Origin of the sequence: Streptomyces camponoticapitis (assembly GCF_014646115.1) — a bacterium.
GTDB classification, from domain to species: Bacteria; Actinomycetota; Actinomycetes; order Streptomycetales; family Streptomycetaceae; genus Streptomyces; species Streptomyces camponoticapitis.
Window position 1 is genome coordinate 178,745 of sequence record NZ_BMMV01000003.1, and the last position, 15,208, is coordinate 193,952.

At 69.3% G+C, this 15,208-nt stretch carries 23 protein-coding genes; 18 read left to right on the forward strand and 5 right to left on the reverse strand.

Annotated elements, in window-relative coordinates; translation table 11 throughout:
- Positions 1-35: 35 nt before the first annotated feature.
- Both IEY79_RS05820 and IEY79_RS05825 read right to left on the reverse strand, forming a co-directional pair.
- Entirely contained in the window at positions 36-470 is a 435-nt protein-coding gene (locus IEY79_RS05820) for a DUF6221 family protein (RefSeq protein WP_189106212.1), read from the reverse strand.
- Positions 460-759, reverse strand: a complete 300-nt coding sequence (locus IEY79_RS05825; protein ID WP_189106213.1) for a helix-turn-helix domain-containing protein — start codon at positions 757-759, stop codon at positions 460-462. Before IEY79_RS05825 ends, IEY79_RS05820 begins: the two co-directional genes overlap by 11 nt.
- A 156-nt stretch (positions 760-915) precedes the next feature.
- Between IEY79_RS05825 and IEY79_RS05830 the strand changes: the two genes are divergently transcribed.
- The 11 genes from IEY79_RS05830 to IEY79_RS05880 all read left to right on the forward strand — a co-directional run bounded on the left by IEY79_RS05830 (position 916) and on the right by IEY79_RS05880 (position 7,741).
- The gene (locus IEY79_RS05830) at positions 916-1,227 is read left to right on the forward strand and encodes a hypothetical protein (protein ID WP_189106214.1); all 312 of its coding nucleotides are present in this window, start codon (positions 916-918) and stop codon (positions 1,225-1,227) included.
- Positions 1,227-1,364 carry a hypothetical protein gene (locus IEY79_RS05835; RefSeq protein WP_189106215.1) on the forward strand — a complete coding sequence of 46 codons (138 nt, stop codon included), beginning with the start codon at positions 1,227-1,229 and terminating at the stop codon, positions 1,362-1,364. The genes IEY79_RS05830 and IEY79_RS05835 overlap by 1 nt, the downstream gene beginning before the upstream one ends.
- Positions 1,365-1,436: 72 nt before the next feature.
- The gene (locus IEY79_RS05840; protein ID WP_189106216.1) at positions 1,437-1,802 is read left to right on the forward strand and encodes a hypothetical protein; all 366 of its coding nucleotides are present in this window, start codon (positions 1,437-1,439) and stop codon (positions 1,800-1,802) included.
- A gap of 33 nt (positions 1,803-1,835) precedes the next feature.
- A complete protein-coding gene (locus IEY79_RS05845; RefSeq protein WP_189106217.1) occupies positions 1,836-3,206 on the forward strand; it encodes a hypothetical protein in 1,371 nt (456 codons plus the stop codon).
- Between the two features lie 3 nt (positions 3,207-3,209).
- Positions 3,210-3,737 carry a hypothetical protein gene (locus IEY79_RS05850; protein WP_189106218.1) on the forward strand — a complete coding sequence of 176 codons (528 nt, stop codon included), beginning with the start codon at positions 3,210-3,212 and terminating at the stop codon, positions 3,735-3,737.
- Complete coding sequence (locus tag IEY79_RS05855) at positions 3,734-4,231, forward strand: hypothetical protein (RefSeq protein ID WP_189106219.1); 498 nt, start codon at positions 3,734-3,736, stop codon at positions 4,229-4,231. The genes IEY79_RS05850 and IEY79_RS05855 overlap by 4 nt, the downstream gene beginning before the upstream one ends.
- Positions 4,228-4,815 (forward strand): hypothetical protein, encoded by a 588-nt coding sequence (locus IEY79_RS05860; protein WP_189106220.1) that lies wholly within the window; start codon positions 4,228-4,230, stop codon positions 4,813-4,815. The genes IEY79_RS05855 and IEY79_RS05860 overlap by 4 nt, the downstream gene beginning before the upstream one ends.
- A 256-nt stretch (positions 4,816-5,071) precedes the next feature.
- Entirely contained in the window at positions 5,072-6,109 is a 1,038-nt protein-coding gene (locus tag IEY79_RS37245) for a DUF6292 family protein (protein ID WP_229700678.1), read from the forward strand.
- Between the two features lie 153 nt (positions 6,110-6,262).
- On the forward strand, positions 6,263-6,634 hold the full coding sequence (locus IEY79_RS05870) for a hypothetical protein (RefSeq protein ID WP_189106221.1): 372 nt from the start codon (positions 6,263-6,265) through the stop codon (positions 6,632-6,634).
- A 163-nt stretch (positions 6,635-6,797) separates the two neighbouring features.
- Complete coding sequence (locus IEY79_RS05875; protein WP_189106222.1) at positions 6,798-7,166, forward strand: hypothetical protein; 369 nt, start codon at positions 6,798-6,800, stop codon at positions 7,164-7,166.
- A 155-nt stretch (positions 7,167-7,321) separates the two neighbouring features.
- Positions 7,322-7,741, forward strand: coding sequence for a hypothetical protein (locus tag IEY79_RS05880; RefSeq protein WP_189106223.1), 420 nt, complete (start codon positions 7,322-7,324; stop codon positions 7,739-7,741).
- Between the two features lie 273 nt (positions 7,742-8,014).
- Here IEY79_RS05880 and IEY79_RS37970 read toward each other — a convergent pair whose 3' ends face one another.
- Complete coding sequence (locus IEY79_RS37970; protein ID WP_268240580.1) at positions 8,015-8,146, reverse strand: hypothetical protein; 132 nt, start codon at positions 8,144-8,146, stop codon at positions 8,015-8,017.
- Between the two features lie 509 nt (positions 8,147-8,655).
- Between IEY79_RS37970 and IEY79_RS05885 the strand changes: the two genes are divergently transcribed.
- Positions 8,656-8,994: a hypothetical protein gene (locus IEY79_RS05885; protein ID WP_189106224.1), complete on the forward strand. Its 339-nt coding sequence runs from the start codon at positions 8,656-8,658 to the stop codon at positions 8,992-8,994.
- Positions 8,995-9,054: 60 nt separating this feature from the next.
- Here IEY79_RS05885 and IEY79_RS05890 read toward each other — a convergent pair whose 3' ends face one another.
- Positions 9,055-9,363: a hypothetical protein gene (locus IEY79_RS05890; RefSeq protein ID WP_189106225.1), complete on the reverse strand. Its 309-nt coding sequence runs from the start codon at positions 9,361-9,363 to the stop codon at positions 9,055-9,057.
- 52 nt (positions 9,364-9,415) lie between these two features.
- On the opposite strand from IEY79_RS05890, the gene IEY79_RS05895 reads away from it, so the two are divergent.
- From IEY79_RS05895 to IEY79_RS05915, 5 genes are read left to right on the forward strand one after another with little or no spacing between them, the layout of a single operon-like run.
- Positions 9,416-9,940 (forward strand): helix-turn-helix domain-containing protein, encoded by a 525-nt coding sequence (locus IEY79_RS05895; RefSeq protein WP_189106226.1) that lies wholly within the window; start codon positions 9,416-9,418, stop codon positions 9,938-9,940.
- Positions 9,940-11,217 (forward strand): PBSX family phage terminase large subunit, encoded by a 1,278-nt coding sequence (locus IEY79_RS05900; RefSeq protein WP_189106227.1) that lies wholly within the window; start codon positions 9,940-9,942, stop codon positions 11,215-11,217. The genes IEY79_RS05895 and IEY79_RS05900 overlap by 1 nt, the downstream gene beginning before the upstream one ends.
- A complete protein-coding gene (locus IEY79_RS05905) occupies positions 11,214-11,369 on the forward strand; it encodes a hypothetical protein (protein WP_189106228.1) in 156 nt (51 codons plus the stop codon). The genes IEY79_RS05900 and IEY79_RS05905 overlap by 4 nt, the downstream gene beginning before the upstream one ends.
- Positions 11,369-12,883, forward strand: coding sequence for a capsid protein (locus IEY79_RS05910; RefSeq protein WP_189106229.1), 1,515 nt, complete (start codon positions 11,369-11,371; stop codon positions 12,881-12,883). The genes IEY79_RS05905 and IEY79_RS05910 overlap by 1 nt, the downstream gene beginning before the upstream one ends.
- Before the next feature lie 32 nt (positions 12,884-12,915).
- Positions 12,916-14,010 carry a phage minor capsid protein gene (locus IEY79_RS05915; RefSeq protein WP_229700679.1) on the forward strand — a complete coding sequence of 365 codons (1,095 nt, stop codon included), beginning with the start codon at positions 12,916-12,918 and terminating at the stop codon, positions 14,008-14,010.
- Here IEY79_RS05915 and IEY79_RS05920 read toward each other — a convergent pair.
- Entirely contained in the window at positions 14,007-14,246 is a 240-nt protein-coding gene (locus IEY79_RS05920) for a hypothetical protein (protein WP_189106231.1), read from the reverse strand. The two genes, IEY79_RS05915 and IEY79_RS05920, sit on opposite strands and share 4 nt — an antisense overlap.
- 157 nt (positions 14,247-14,403) lie before the next feature.
- On the opposite strand from IEY79_RS05920, the gene IEY79_RS05925 reads away from it, so the two are divergent.
- A complete protein-coding gene (locus IEY79_RS05925) occupies positions 14,404-15,204 on the forward strand; it encodes a hypothetical protein (protein WP_189106232.1) in 801 nt (266 codons plus the stop codon).
- Positions 15,205-15,208: the final 4 nt, after the last annotated feature.

A 15,208-nucleotide genomic window follows, 5' to 3' on the forward strand; every position in this document is an offset into this window, starting at 1 on the left:
GGCCGGATGGCCGGGGGCTCAGTCGTGCGAGCGGGCTACGGGCGCCACGCCTCCCGGTAGCCCGGGTGGTCGGCGTACGCGGTGGCGATGCGCAGACAGACCTCCCGCAGGGTCTCGATGTGCCCCTTCCAGTACGCGGCCCGATCCGTCGCAGCGGGCGCCCCCAGGGCGATGTCGTACTCATCGACGGTGGTTCGGTGGGCCTGGATCTCGCGCAGCACGCGGGCCGGGTCATGGCGGGCGATGTGCTGCGCCACACCCTCACCGTCCGACGCGGCCGGGTCCACGTGCGTGATCACACCTTCGTCCATCGCGTCCTCGATGTACCAGCGCTGGCCACCGTCTCGGGCGCCGAGCGGCGAGGGCTCGGCACGCCAGACTGCCGCGTCGGCGCACCACGTTGCCGCCCCCGCCGCTGCCGCGTCCTCGTCGAGCCGGGCCCGCAGGAACGCGATCAGGTCATCCACCATCGGACTCCTTCTTCGGCCGGGCCGTACCCGAGCCGGAGTAGCCGCGGAAGACATCCTGCACCGTGCTGAGCTTGCAGCCGAGACGGTCCGCGATCTGCCGGTACGAGAGCCCGCGCCCCTCGTCGTTGAGCTTGAGGATCATCTCCCGCCGCTCCGCCGACCACTCCCTGTTGCGCTTCACCTGCGCAGCCATGACGGCGCTCTTGGCCCGCACGCGCGCCTCGGGATCCTCGATCCGCTCGACTTCATCCAGCGCGTCCGCCACCCGCCGCACCTCCTCTTCGTCCACGCCGGCCCTCTCTTCCGGTGGGCCGCTTGCCAACACTGTAGGGGACCCCTACAGTCATGGGCAAGCAGTCCGCGACTGCCCAATTGGAACGGCCCCGACCGGAGTTGCGCCTCTGGTCGGGGCCAGCCAAACCGCCTGCCACACAGGAGGAATGACATGCCCGAGCGTACCGATCACAGCTGGATCGACACAGCGCTCCACAAGATGCTGACCGAGCCGAGCTGGCCCGCCCGGCTCCTCTGCTCCACCGCCGCGTGTCTGGAGAACGGGCAGCCGTTCATGGTCCTCGACATCCAGACCCTCTCCGACGCCGAAGAAGCGGCCAAGGAGCAGGTCCTCGCCGATCTCCCCGACATCGTCGCCCAGGAGGCCGAGGACCTCGCCTCGCTCGCGATGCCGATGCTCCGCCCGCGCGAGACCGGCGGCGAGTACGCACTCCGCCTCCGTGCGATCGCAGGCACCGTCTGATGCCGCCCGAGCCGACCCCCGTAGTCGAGGACGCGAACGCCACGCGCGCCGAGCTCCAGCAGCGCGCCGCCGACGACTACGAGGCGCAGACCGCGAACGCCGCCGACCACGACCGGCGCGACGACGCCCACCTCTGACCCATCCCAAGACCGCCGGGCCCGCGACCACCCCCACGCGGGCCCGGCCCCATACCTCAAGGACCCACACCCATGCGCACTGCCGCCATACGCGCCCTCGCGTACGTCGCGCTGCTCGTCATCGTCGGGATGGGCTCGGCCGCAACCTTCGCGTACGTGCTGCTCGATGACAGTTCGTGGACGGACCGCCCGGCCGAAGCCGCCACGCCCCGGCCGGCCCCGAAGCCCAGCCAGACCGCGCGCCCCGCGCCCGACGCTGTGACCGCCAGCGACTGCTACACGCCCGACCTCGCCCCCGTCGGCTGCACACGGGACGGGGCGCTCGCCGTCGTCGGTGTCATCGATCAGCCCACCAAATGCCCGTGCTCGCGGTTCCCCGAGACGGTCCTCGTCTGGCACACCGGCACGAAGGCTCTGTGCCTTGCCTCACCTCGATAACCCGCCTACACCCGCCTGGAAGGCATCACGACGATGACCATCGACCGCCTCACCGACTGGGTGCTCGCGCACCCCTGGCCGGCCGCGGGCATCACTGCGGCGGTGCTCCTGGTCGTCGCCGGTGTCCTGTGGGCGATCGTCCGTACGGCGCGCGCCGTCACGCTGCCCCCGGCCTCCGCCGTGGCGGCGGTCGGCGCGCTCGTATGCACCGTCTACACGGCGGACACCAGTTGGCGGTTCGCTGCGCACCAGTTGGGCATGCGCGACCTCACGGAGCGGCTGATCATGTTCTCGGCCGCCGAGATCGCGTTGCTCGCCTGCGCGTTGATGGCCCGCGCGAACAAGGCCGCGACCGCCACCGAGACCGAAGCCGGGTCACCGGGCGTGCCGGGCGCCCTGGTCTGGGTCATCACCGGCGTCCAGATCATTCCGGCCTACAGCGAGTCGGGGTTCGTGGGGGGCACCGTCCGCGCGATCATCGGGCCGATCATGGCCGGTCTGCTCTGGCACCTTGCCATGGGGCTGGAGGTCCGCGTCGTGCGGCCGGGCGCCATGTCGACCGGCCTGCCCGCGATGATCGCCCGCGAGCTCCGCGAGCGGCTGCTCTCCCACCTCGGTCTCGCGGTGCGGGACCGTACCGCAGAGCAGATCACGCGCGACCGCTGGACAGCGAAGGCCGTCGACCTTGCCGCGCGCCTGGCCCCGATGAAGGCGGGCAGCCGAGGGCACGCCCGTCTCTCCCGGCGGCTGTCCGTAGCGGTCGGCCGCGCACAGGTCGGGTCCCACCCGGAGCAGCGCCGCGCACTCCTGCAACTGCTCTCCGCGCGGCTGCACTCGGGTGCACTCGCGGACCTGGATCTGCCGTCGCCGTGGGAGCTGCGCGCACCCGGCGCCCCGTCCGGTCCCGTCCGGCCGGCCCCCGTCGTCGCGTACGAGCAGCTGCGCGAGATGCCGCAGCTCGACGCCGTCACCACGGTCGCGGATGCGCACCCCGACCTCCCGTCCGAGCAACTGCGCGAGCTCCTCCTGGACCACGGCGTCGTCGTCTCCCCGGCACAGGTCGACATGGGCCGACGTCTGAGTGCATCCGCGCAGCCGTCCGCGCTCGCGGGCGCATCCGCCGCAGCTCAGACCCTGTTCGCGGTTCACGCCCGATGGGACGGCGAAGACGCGTCGGATGCGCTCGGCGACGACCCGGATGCACCCGGAGCGGATGCGGATGCGGACGTCCCGGATGCGGCTGCGGACCTCGCGCTTCTTCCGGACGCGCGCCGTGTCGACGCCGCCCACCAGGCGCAGCACGGGCGCCCCGCCGGATTGCGTGCACTCCAGTCCGGGTTGCGCATCGGCCAGGCCCGCGCTCAGCGGATGCGCGCACTCCTCGACGCCCCGAAGGACAGCTGACCGATGGCCGACAAGCCGATCATCCCGTCCCGCATCATCCCCGCCGGCCAGCCTCTTCCCCCGCGGCCGCCGCAGCCTGGTGAGGCTCCGCCGTGGCGCACACCGCCGCCCTCGCCTCCGGCACCGCCTGCCGCTCCGGAAGCCCCGCCGCTCGCGATCCAGGTGCACGTCACCCTCGACCTGGCACCGGTGCCCGAGCCGACCTGGCGCGAACGGCTCTGGGCATGGGTCGCGCGCATTCGCCCCTGGCAGGCCCTCGCCGCGCTCGCCGCCGCCGTGTTCCCGATCCCGTTCACCGGCCACAGCGCCGCCACCACCTGGGCGTACACCGTCGGCGAAGCGCGCGACGGGTTCGGTCCCGGGTATGGCTACGCCCTGGCCGGTATCCCGCTCGCTGTCGTCGTCTGGCGCCTCGTACGGAAGGGCGGCACGTTCCTCCGCGTCTTCGGTCTGGCCGTCTTCCTCGTCGGTCTGACCGGCGCCATCTCCCTGTACGACCCCGTCACTTGGATCACTGGAGTCACCCCATGATCGGCACGACCCTCGCCGGGGTGGCCATCGCCCTGGCGATCCTCTTCCTCAACCTCCGCAAGTGGTGGACAGGCGGACGGGCCCTCAAGGACCTCATCCCCACCGGACAGGGGCTCATCACCGGCGCGTTCAGCACCGTGTGCGTCGGCGGCCTCGCCGGATGGCTCGCCGGATGCACCCGCCAGGCCACCAATTTTGGCGGCGGCAAGGTCGTCAGCGGTACAACCGGAACTGACTCCGGCGGCACCATCGCGAGCGGCTCCCTCGGATCGCTCAGCGAGGAGGGCGGCGTCGTCGTCTTCATCCTGTTCGTCGCCACCGTGGCCGCCTACAAGGCCTTCTCCAAGGAGGAGAAGGGCCGCCTGATCGGCGCGTTCGTCGCGGGCTGCATCCTCTGCGCGACCGCCGGCGTCGCCGGGATGCTCAACGGGCTGCCCGAGATCGCCAACAGCCTCGGCACCGAGGGCAAGAACTTCTTCGGGGGGCAGATGTGACTCGCCTTCAGCGCCTCGCGGTGCGCCTGGTCGACGGCTCCGGACTCCTGACCCGGCGCCTCGCGGGCCGCGCTGCGGCGTGGATCCGCGCGGGCCGCCGCGACGACCTCACCGGTTTCGCCGCCGTCCTCGGCTGCTGGGTCCGCCTCGGCCTGGTCGTCGCCGGACTGTGGGTGCTCTGGCGCGTCGTGCGTGCTGCCCCCGCGCTGCTCTGGGCGCTGGTGCCGGTCTGGGTCGTGGCTTCGTTGCGTATCCGGCCCGAGCCGACCCGGTCCGCGCCCCAGGCCAGCACCGTTTCGGAAGGGGACGAAGTCGAGGCCGTACGGGCGCTCCTCTTCGAGGTCATGGGCGACCGCCCGGCTGTGCATCTCTCGACGGTCGTCAAGCACCTCCAGAAGGAGGGTCACCACCCCGACTGGACGGTGACCGATCTGCGCGTCCGCCTGGGGGCCCTGGGTATCCCTCACGACCGCCGGGTGAAGGTGGGCCGCGTCCCGACGTGGGGGGTCCGCCGGAGGGACCTCGAAGCCCCTTCCCCGGACGACGGCCCGGGTCCGTCTCCCACCTCGTCTACCGCCGTCTGACCTGCACTTCTACCGACGCGTCTACCGCGATCTCCCGCCGGATCTACCGGCCATCTACCCCGGGGCGGCCGTCCGCCTGGCAGCTAGCCGGCCGCCCCGGTTCACCCATCCCGAGAGACAGGAATCGCCAGCATGGCACTCCCCAAGACCATGTCCGCCGACGAACTGCGCCGCCGCAACGAGCAGACGAAGGCCGCACAGCAGCAGAAGACCGGAGCGTCTGCGCCGACCACGCCGAAGACGGGACGATAAGGACATGGCGACCACCGACCCACACCACTCGTACATCCAAGCCGTACAGCACACCCTCGGCGACCTCCACGACCCGGCCGAGTCCTGGACCGAGTACGCCTCCGACAACGGCGAGGTCATGCTCATGGAGACCGCCATCCGTATCAACCGGCACGCCGACGAGGAATGGCCAGAGCCCGTCTTCCTGTTCTGGGACCAGGTCCACGGCTGGACTTGGGCCTACGAGACCGAACCCGGCCGGAACTCCGATCCGCTGCCCCTGCTGACCGGCCCGCTGGTGCCGGACCCGGTCGATGTCGCCCGCGCCGTAAGCCACCTACTCAACGGAACCGCCGACCAACTGCCCCTCCCAAACTGCCGCGAGCGCCCCTACAGCGACACCGAGCCCATCGCCCTCACCCCCGCACTCACAGAGGCCCTCGGGGACGGCACCGACGACAACCCCGGGAACATCGACCACACCGGTGCGGTCGCGCTCGCCGCATACGCCGACCCGGTCCGGGCGATGACCGACGCCCTTGCCGCCGCCGGGCTGTCCGGCGCGACGGCCGCCCCCGACGTTCACGACCAGAGCGCCGTCACCGTGCGGATGACCCCGGCCGCAGGACGCGCCCTGGGCCGGCATCTCGGCGTCGGCCCCGAGGCTCTGTTCCCGATGGCCCTGTGGGACGTCGGCGTCCGGCCCATCGGCGGCGCTCACATGCCCCACGGCATCACACTCCACCTCGACGCGCACGCCGCCGGCCGCCTGACCGCCCTGCTCCGCCAACCCCCGGCACCGGGGGCAACCAACAAGATGATTAACCGTGACGACAACATGAGGGACAGTCAGATGAGTGAGCAAGTGAACGTGCGGGTCCTGTTGCTGGTGGGGGATCAGGCGGAGGTGGTGGCGGACGCTGGGGATGCTGGGGAGCCGGCGCGGTATCCGGCGGTTGAGATCTCGGAGGCGGTCGGTGTGCCGGTGCGGGAGTTGCCGGGTGTGCGGCTGACGGCGGATGTTGGTGCTGGTGATCGCTTGTCGGGGTGGCGTCTGCGGTAGTTCGCTGGTGGGGACGGCTCTGGATCTTCGGATGCGGGGCCGTTTTCACTCCCAAGAGTGTTGCAAATCGATCCATCAATACGGCATAATTGAGCCCAAGAGGGAACGGGCCGCGAACCCGAACCCCACACCCACAACAGAAAGGCGGACACCATGTCCGACACTCCGGACTCCATGATGGAGGCCTTCGAAAGCCGCCTCACCACCGTCTACATCGGGCTCGTCTCGGTGTGCGAGAACCTTCCGGTGCCGATCACCCTGCCCACCGGTGTGGTCCACAGCAAGGAGCTGGTCCAGACGGTGCGCCGGGTCGCTGACATCGCCGAAGAGCAGCCGATGCCCGAGGAGCAGCACGCGATGCTTTACACGGGGGCCGTCATGTGGCTCGCGGCGGCGGACCTCTTCGGGATCCTGACGCGTACCGACTATGTCGAGGCCCGAGCGGCTGGCGGGCTCGGCATCCTGCTGATCGCAGGCGATTCCATCTCGGAGCTCGGCGCATGGCTGCTGGACAACGAGATCTGATCTAGGTCGGCGGCGCCCCTCGGCATCCAGCCGGGGGGCGCTTCTCGTTTCGGCGATTCACTCGCAGGGGTGTTGCAAAACGATCCACCAATACCCCATAATGGAGACACAAGGGAAGGGGCCGCGAACCCCAACCCACCACCCACACAGGAAGGAAGCCGAAATGGCCGACTCCGAAGACCAGGCGATGAAGACCCTGGCCCGACACCTCTCCCAGGCCTACACCGTCCTCGCGACGCTGTGCCTCAACCTCCCCGTCCCGGTCACGCTCCCCACGGGCGCCGTGTCCAACGTGGAGACCGTCCCGGCCGTCCGCCGCATCATGGACATCACCGAGGACCAGCCGATGCCCGAGGAGCAGCAGGCTCTTCTCTTCGCCGCCTGCTCGTTCTGGCTCGGGGGGCTGGACATCTACGGACTCCTGATCCGTGACTTCCACACCGCCCGAGCCCACTCGGCAGCCGCCAACCTGATCATGTGCGACGACACGATGCACGACCTGATCGTCTGGCTGGCGGACAACCAGAAGTAAGACCCACCCCTGTCGCCCCCGGCACCCAGCCGGGGGCGGCCCCATTCCCCGGACAGCACAAGACCGGCGGGCCCGAGCCGAAGCCCAGACACCCCCGCGAAGGGGGCGCTCGCGAAAACCCACCGGTCACACCCAGCCAGAAAGGCCGGACCACCATGGTAGACAGACCCACGCCCACGGGCGAGACGTTGCGCGAGATCGCCGCCCGCCACGGCCGCGCGTACAACACGCTGCGCACCGTCTGGTCACGACACCCCGACTGGCCCGAGCCGATCGGTAAGCGGGGCCGCTCGTACGTCTACGACTCGGCCGCCGTCGACAAGGTCGTCGCCGAGCACTTCGCTCGCGATGCCGTCGAGCTGGAGCCGCTCCGGCTGTACACCGCCCGGCAGATCGCCGAGGCCACCGGCATCAGCGCAGCCACCATCCGCGCTGACCAGGCCAAGACCCGTGCGGACGGCACACCACGTTGGCCGGCCCCCGACGACACGAGCGGACCCGCGAACCGCTGGTACGGCAAGACAATCTCACACGCTTTCTCAAAACGCCGCAACTACCAACAAAAACCGCTCTAATTAGCGTTGTGGCAGGGGATGCACGCTTGAGTAACCCGCAATTGCGGGTAACATCTTCACTTGCGAAGCTAGCTAGGTAAGTGAAGTTGAAATAGGCCTACGAGAGTCACTAATAGTGAACGTGGGTATCAAGTACGAAGGGCCCAACCCGGGACTGGCATCCCGAGTCAGGCCCCTCAACGCAGTTCACGAGTCCGGTCGCTCTCCTGGAGACCGGGCTCGCTGCGGTTGCAGCTGCTGCCGGGTTCCCGACCGGGGTCTCGCGCGCGGCCCTCAGATGGACTGAGCGAACTGTCCCGCGCTGGTGATGATGGCCACGAGCACGCCCATCGCTGCGAGTACGACCTGCCACTTCTCGGGGCCGGTCCATCGCTTACGCGGCTTGCGCATACCGGGACTTACCATCGCGCTTCCTCCTTCTCCTCCTACCAGCCCCGAGGTTGGGACTGGAGCCCATGAACTCGGGCCCCCGCGCCCTGAGTTCGGGGAGGGTCGGTGAAAGCAGGTTCATCATACTGGCGGGGTCCGTACATCCGCGCGCACGCCATCACACCGACACGCCGAATGACGCAAGCCCTTCCACAGAGATGTTGATCTTTTCCACAGACAAAGAAGGCGAATAATCGGAAGTCGGACTTCCGATGGCTAGGCGCTGGTCGGGGGTGCACAGCTCCGCACCTGAGGCCGCCCCGAGCGGCGGTGAAGCCTGCCCTTTCGGGCAGCCGTACGCGCATCCCCGACCGTCTCCATGCCGCTGCGATGCTTCCTGGCCGGCAGGTTCTTGCACATTGGTGATCAATGTCGCACCATAAGCGCACGGACCCGGCATGCCCGGAACCGGAAGCTGATTTCCTCCCCCATCACACCGTCCGTCCCGGATGATGGCGCCTTCAACCACCGTCCTTGGGGGGACCATGCGAACTACCACCATCACGGCGCTCGCCGCCGGCTTACTCCTCGTCACGCTCACCGGCTGCGACGCCGAGGAGTTCGACAAGCAGGGCGCGGCCGTCATGTGCGAGGAGTTCGTCTCGAAGTCCCTGAAGGCCCCCGGCAGTGCCGACTTCTCGGGCGTCAGCGACACCACGATCGAGACGCTCAGCGACGCGAAGCCCTGGAAGTACAAGGTCAACGCCTTCGTCGACAGCCAGAACGGCTTCGGCGCGAAGATCCGCACCGACTACGTGTGCACCATCTCGACCAAGGACCACGACACCTGGACCCTGGACGACCTGGACACCAGCGAGCGCTGACCCACCCCAGACTGGGCCCGACCGTTCCGTGCTCCGGCGGTCGGGCCTTTCGCATGCCACCTAGAACGGCGCCGCGCCGCTCCCGGTGATGACCAACGGCCCCGTACTGAAGTCGCCAGCGCTCACCAGGAACTCCCCCTCGCGGCCGTCCGGCAACCGCAGCCGTGCCATGTCCGCGTCCGAGATGCTCCAGGCCGCGTCCGGCCCCTGCACCGTGAGCGTCCCGCCCCACGACCTCAGGCCCTCGACCGTCTGCCGCATACCTCCCGCGATGAAGCCAACGTGCTCCGTCTCGACGCGTAGGTCAGCGGTCACCTCGTACTCAACGGCGTTCACGATGACCGTGGCCTCGCCCTGATAGGTAGTCATGTGGACAGTCTGCGGGCCACCGGCCCCAACTGCCCTCACGGGGAGGTGACCGGTGGCCAGCACCCGCCCAGTCACCGACGAGGAGCGCAAGGAGATCCGGCGCCTACACGGCGAGGGCAAGAGCCGGAACGCGATCGCAAAGTACCTGCGCCGCTCGGGCCGCACGATCTCCAAGATCGTCGCCGAGATGGGGCTGTCCTTCGACCGCGCCACGATGACGGCCGTCGCGACCGAGGCCCGCTCGATGGACCTCGCCGCCCGCCGCCTCCGACTCGCTGAGGACCTCCAAGTCGACGCCGAACGAATGCGCCGCCAGCTCTGGGAGCCCGCAGTCGTCTTCAACTTCGGCGGCAAGGACAACACCTTCGAGAAGCGCACGCTGCCCGAGGCGCCCGCCGAGATGAAGAAGACGATCATGGGCGCCGTCGGCATCGCCATCGACCGCTCACTCAAGCTCGCCCCTCCGAAGGATGAGACCGGCACAGAGGAGGGCATCGCGCTGATCACCAACCTGATGTCCGGCCTGACCGCCATCCACCGCGCCCGCCAGGAGCAGGAGGCCACCGAGGGGGCGTGATGCTCAACCTCGACGACTTCCCCCTCTCGCCGAAGCAGATCGCTTCCATCGTCGAGGCCGACGCCCGCATCAACTTGTGGCACGGCGCCATCCGGTCCGGCAAGACGATCGCGAGCCTGATCGCGTTCCTCTACGCCGTCGCCACCGCGCCCCGGACCGGCCTGATCCTCATCACCGGCCGAACGCTCGACACCATCGGCCGCAACATCATGGAGCCGCTCACCGACCCGGGCCTGTCCGGCGCCCTGGCGAAGCTGATCGACTGGACGCCCGGCGCGAAGACGGCCGTCATCCTCGGCCGGACCGTGCACCTGGTGGGCGCCAACGACCGGCGGGCCGAAGGCAAGATCCGCGGGGCCACGGTCGCGCTGGTCTACTGCGACGAGGTCAGCCTGCTGCCGAAGGACTTCTTCCGCCAGCTCCTCGGCCGCCTGTCCGTCAAGGGCGCGAAGCTCCTCGGCACCACGAACCCAGACAACCCCGCGCACTGGCTGAAGAAGGAGTTCATCGACCGGGGCGGGGAGCTCAACCTCCGCAGCTGGCACTTCGGCCTCGACGACAACCCGTCCCTTGACCCGCAGTACGTCGCCGACCTCAAGCAGGAGTACGTCGGCCTCTGGTACCGCCGCTTCATCCTCGGCCAGTGGGTCCAGAGTGAGGGCGCGATCTACGACATGTTCGACCCGAACCGGCACGTCGTATCGACGCTGCCCCGGATCGAGCGCTGGATCGCCGACGGGATCGACTACGGCACGGTCAACCCGTTCGCCGATGTGCTCGTCGGCTTGGGCGCCGACCGCAAGCTGTACGTCGTCAGCGAGTACCGGCACGACTCGCGCATGCAGCGCAAGCAGATGACCGACCGCGAATACTCTGCGGCCCGCCGGAAGTGGCTCGCGGCCGTTCCCCACCCGCACTCAACAGTCGTCGGTGTGGCACCGGAGTGGACGGTCGTCGACCCGTCCGCGAGCTCGTTCATCGAGCAGCTGCACCGCGACGGCGTCGCCGGCGTCACGCACGCCGACAACGCCGTCCTCGACGGCATCCGCACCGTGTCCTCCCTCCTCGCCAGCGAGGACCTGAAGATCCACGAATCGGCCGTCGGCCTCATCGACGAAATGCCGGGTTACTCCTGGGACGACACGGCGGCCGAGGCTGGCGAGGACAAACCGATCAAGGAAAACGATCACAGTTGCGACGGTCTCCGCTACGCCGTCCGTACGACCGAGTCCCTGTGGCGCCCGTACCTGCCGACCCGCCTGGAGGCCGCCGCATGATGCCCACGGTCGACCAGGCCATCGCCAACGCCGCCCGCCTCCTGGAGCGCGCGGAGATCGACCCCAACCCACAGCAGATGGCGACGTACGACGCCATCGCCGCCTCGTGGATTCAACTCGCCAGCCTGCTGATGGAGAAGGAGCGCGTCTGATGCCCCTGCCCACCAGCAACGTGCCGTGGCCGCCCCCGTACCTCAAGCCCGCCCTCGACGCCATGCACTCCTGGGACACCTGGTGGAGTGGCGACTCCGACCGCCTGGAGACCTTGTACGGCGGCGGGTCCGGCAGCGGCACGCCCGATCCGAAGCGACTCCAGTACGCCGGCGGCGTCGTCGGTCGGATGGCCCGCTGGTGGTGGGGCACCCCCACCGCACCGGGCGAGCGCCGGACGAAACTCCACGTGCCGATCGCTGGTGACCTCTGCTCCGGCAGCGCCAACTTGCTGTTCTCCGAGCCGCCCACGTTCAGCGTCGATGACGACGTGACACAGAAGCGCCTCGACCTCCTGGTCGATGACGGGATGCTCGCCACCCTCCAGTCCGCCGCCGAGGTCGGTGCAGCACTGGGCGGCGTGTACCTGCGCCCGGTGTACGACCTCGACCTGGCCGACGCACCGTGGCTCGACGCCGTCCACGCCGACCGGGCCGTGCCCGAGTTCCGATGGGGCCGCCTGAGCGCCGTCACCTTCTGGCGGATCGTCCACGAGTCGGACGGTCAGGTCTGGCGCCACCTGGAGCGACACGAGCCGGGCACTATCGAGCACGGCCTCTATCAGGGCACTGCGGGGAAGCTCGGCCGTCCCGTGCCGTTGCAGGACCATCCGGTCACGCAGGGCTTCGCCGAGATCGTCTCTGACGAGGGCCTCATCGAGACCGGTTACGAGGGGCTCGATGTCTCGTACATCCCCAACGACATGTCTCGCCGGTGGCGCTGCAACGTCGCGCTCAAGGACCTGGGCAGGAGCGACCTGGACGGCGTCGAGCCGCTCATGGACTCCCTGGACGAGGTGTACGCCTCCTGGATGCGCGACATCCGGTTGGGCAAGGGACGCATCGTTGTCCCGAGTGCCTACCTCCAGTCCCACGGTCCCGGCCAGGGGGCCAGTTGGAATCCGGACCAAGAAGCGTTCGCCGGTATCAACATGCTGGCCAGGGGCGACGGTGCACAGCTGACGGTCGCCCAGTTCGCCATCCGCGTCCAGGAGCACCGGGACAGCGCGGAGGATTTCGTCAACCAGATCCTCCGGTCCGCCGGCTACTCGGGGCAGACCTTCGGGATTGGCGGCGACGTCGCGGTGACAGCGACGGAGTCCAACGCGAAGGAACGCCGCTCGATGACGACGCGCGGGCGGAAGATCCTGCGCACACGTCCGGGGCTTGGCAACGCCGGGCATGCGATGCTCGCGCTCGACCGGCACGTGTTCGGCACCAAGGTCGTGCCGCAGCGTCCGAATATCGAGTTCTACGACTCCGTGCAGGAAGATCCGCTGTCGCTGGCGAACACTGCGGACGTCCTCAAGCGCGCCATGGCCGCGTCCACGGACACCTTGGTCCGCATGGTGCACCCGGAGTGGGACGAGACCATGGTCAAGGCCGAAGTCGGTCGGATCCAGGCGGAGTCGGGGCAGGCCGTAGAAGACCCGATGCAGGCCGGGGCGTTCGCGTAGAGGGGCGGACCGCGATGCCTGTCTCTCCGTCCATGGCTGAGGACCTCGCTGCGGCGATCGCCGATCTGTACGAGGCGGCCGAGGGCACGATGATCGCGAGGATCCGCGACGCCCTGGCCGCCGGCATCAATTCGCCCGCGTGGGTGGAGATGAAGCTGGCGGCCCTTGGCAACTTGCAGTTCGCTATCCAGGAGGTCATCGACGCCCTGGTCCTCGACGCGTCCGGGGCAATGCACCAGGCCGTTGCGGAGGCGTACGACCGTGGGCAGCAGGCGGCCGTCGCCGAGCTCGGCGCCGTGGCTGTTGGGCAGGCTGCGGTCGCGGCGACGGTCCTGCCGTCCGCCCCGGCCGTGGACCGTCTGGCCGCCGCGCTCGTCTCCGAGACCGGGCCGGTGCATCTGCGGATCCTGCGGCAGGGCATGGACGTGTACCGGGACGTCGTAGCCCGCGCGGCGGCCGCGCCGCTCCTCGGTGCGCAGACCCGCCGCCAGGCCGCGCAGACCGCGTTCGACGACTTCGCCCAACGCGGGGTGACCGGCTTCGTGGACCGGACCGGACGCGGATGGAACCTGCGCAGCTACGTGGAGATGGCGACCCGTTCCGCCGTCGGCCGCGCCGCCGTGGATGCGCACAGCGACCGCCTGGGCGCCGCGGGCATCGACCTCGTGATGATCTCGGAGTCCCCGGAGGAGTGCCCGCGCTGCCGCCCCTGGGAGGGCAAGATCCTCACGCTCACGGGCGGGGGCGCCCGCACGATCGAGGTCGAGCACGCCACGGAAGATGGCCGCATGGTCACCGTGCAGGTGGCCGGCTCCCTCGCCGAGGCCCGCGGGGATGGGCTCTTTCATCCGAACTGCCGCCACAACCAAGTCGCGTACCTGCCCGGCCTGACCCGCCGCCCGCCGTCCGTGCCTGCGCGGGCGACGTACGAGCAGACGCAAAAGCAGCGTCACCTGGAGCGTCAGGTCCGGAAGTGGAAGCGCCTCGCTGCCGCCGCGCTCAACGAGCAAGCTGCGACGACCGCGCGCGCCAACGTCCGCGCCTACCAGGCGAAGATCCGGGCGCTCCTCACGGAGACGGACCTGCCGCGTAAGCGCCACCGCGAGCAGCTGGGCGGTGCTCGTTAGCGCAGTCGGGGAACCGGACGATCGGCCCTGCCCACAGGATCTCCGGTCACGCTGAACCACGCCGTCGGGCCGTAGACCGCGATCGGCACTGCCTCCTTCCCGATCGTCTCTCCGTCCTCCTTTTCGTAGATGGACAGAGCTCCGCTCCCTTCTGCTGTGTACCGGTACTCGCGGCCTTCGCCGTCTTCGTATCGCTGGTCGTCTTCGCGGTTGGTGAACTTGATCTCGACAGACATACCGGCAGATTAAGCCGACTTCCCTATTTCCGCGTGAAGTTACCGAAACTTCGGTCCGCCAGGTGCGGGCCGGGACACCGGCCGCCGCCAGGTGCGGGGCCACCATTCGGGCCGGCCAGGAGTCGGTCACTCCCCGACGCGCACCAGGAGTGCACGCATGCAGAAGCGAACCCTCGCGCGCCACACCGGCAGAACCGGTGGATGGGCGCACCCGTATCGCACGGGCCCTTTCGACCCGTACTTGTACGCCGACGGAGGGGACGGAGACGACTCCGACTCCACGGACGACGGAGCAGACGGCGACGCGGACGCTGATGGCCAGGACGACGCCGCCGGAAGCGGCGACGACAACCAGGACGACGCGGACAAGGGGGCGAAGGAGGACAAGCCGAAGCCCAAGGCACCAGCGCAGAAGGACGGCGGGAAGGATCTCGCCGCTGAGAACGCGCGCCTCGCCAAGGAACTGAAGGCGGCGAACTCGGAGTCGGCCAAGGCCCGCGTCGAGGCCAAGGACCAGGCGGCGAAAGAGGCCCGCGACTCGCTCGCCAAGGACCTCGCCAACTTCCTCGACCCGAAGCGCGACGAGAAGGCCGACCCGCCGGACCCCGAGAAGCTCATGGCGCAGATCTCCGAGGAACGCACCGCGCACCGCGGCACAGCCATCGAGCTGGCGGTGTTCAAGGGCTCGTCGAAGCACGGCGCGGACCCGGAGCTGCTTGCCGACTCGAAGTCGTTCATGACGAAGCTCGGCAAGCTCGACCCGGCGTCCGACGACTTCAGCAAGAAGGTCGGCGAGGCCATCAAGGCGGCCGTCGCCGACAACCCGCGGCTCAAGGCGGGCAACCAGGCGCCCGCGCGGAGTAGCGGCGATTTCAACGGCGCGACGAAAGACACGGGCGCCGACCCCGAAGACATCGACGAGATCCGCAAGGAGCGGCGTAAGCGCCGTAGCGGATAAGAAA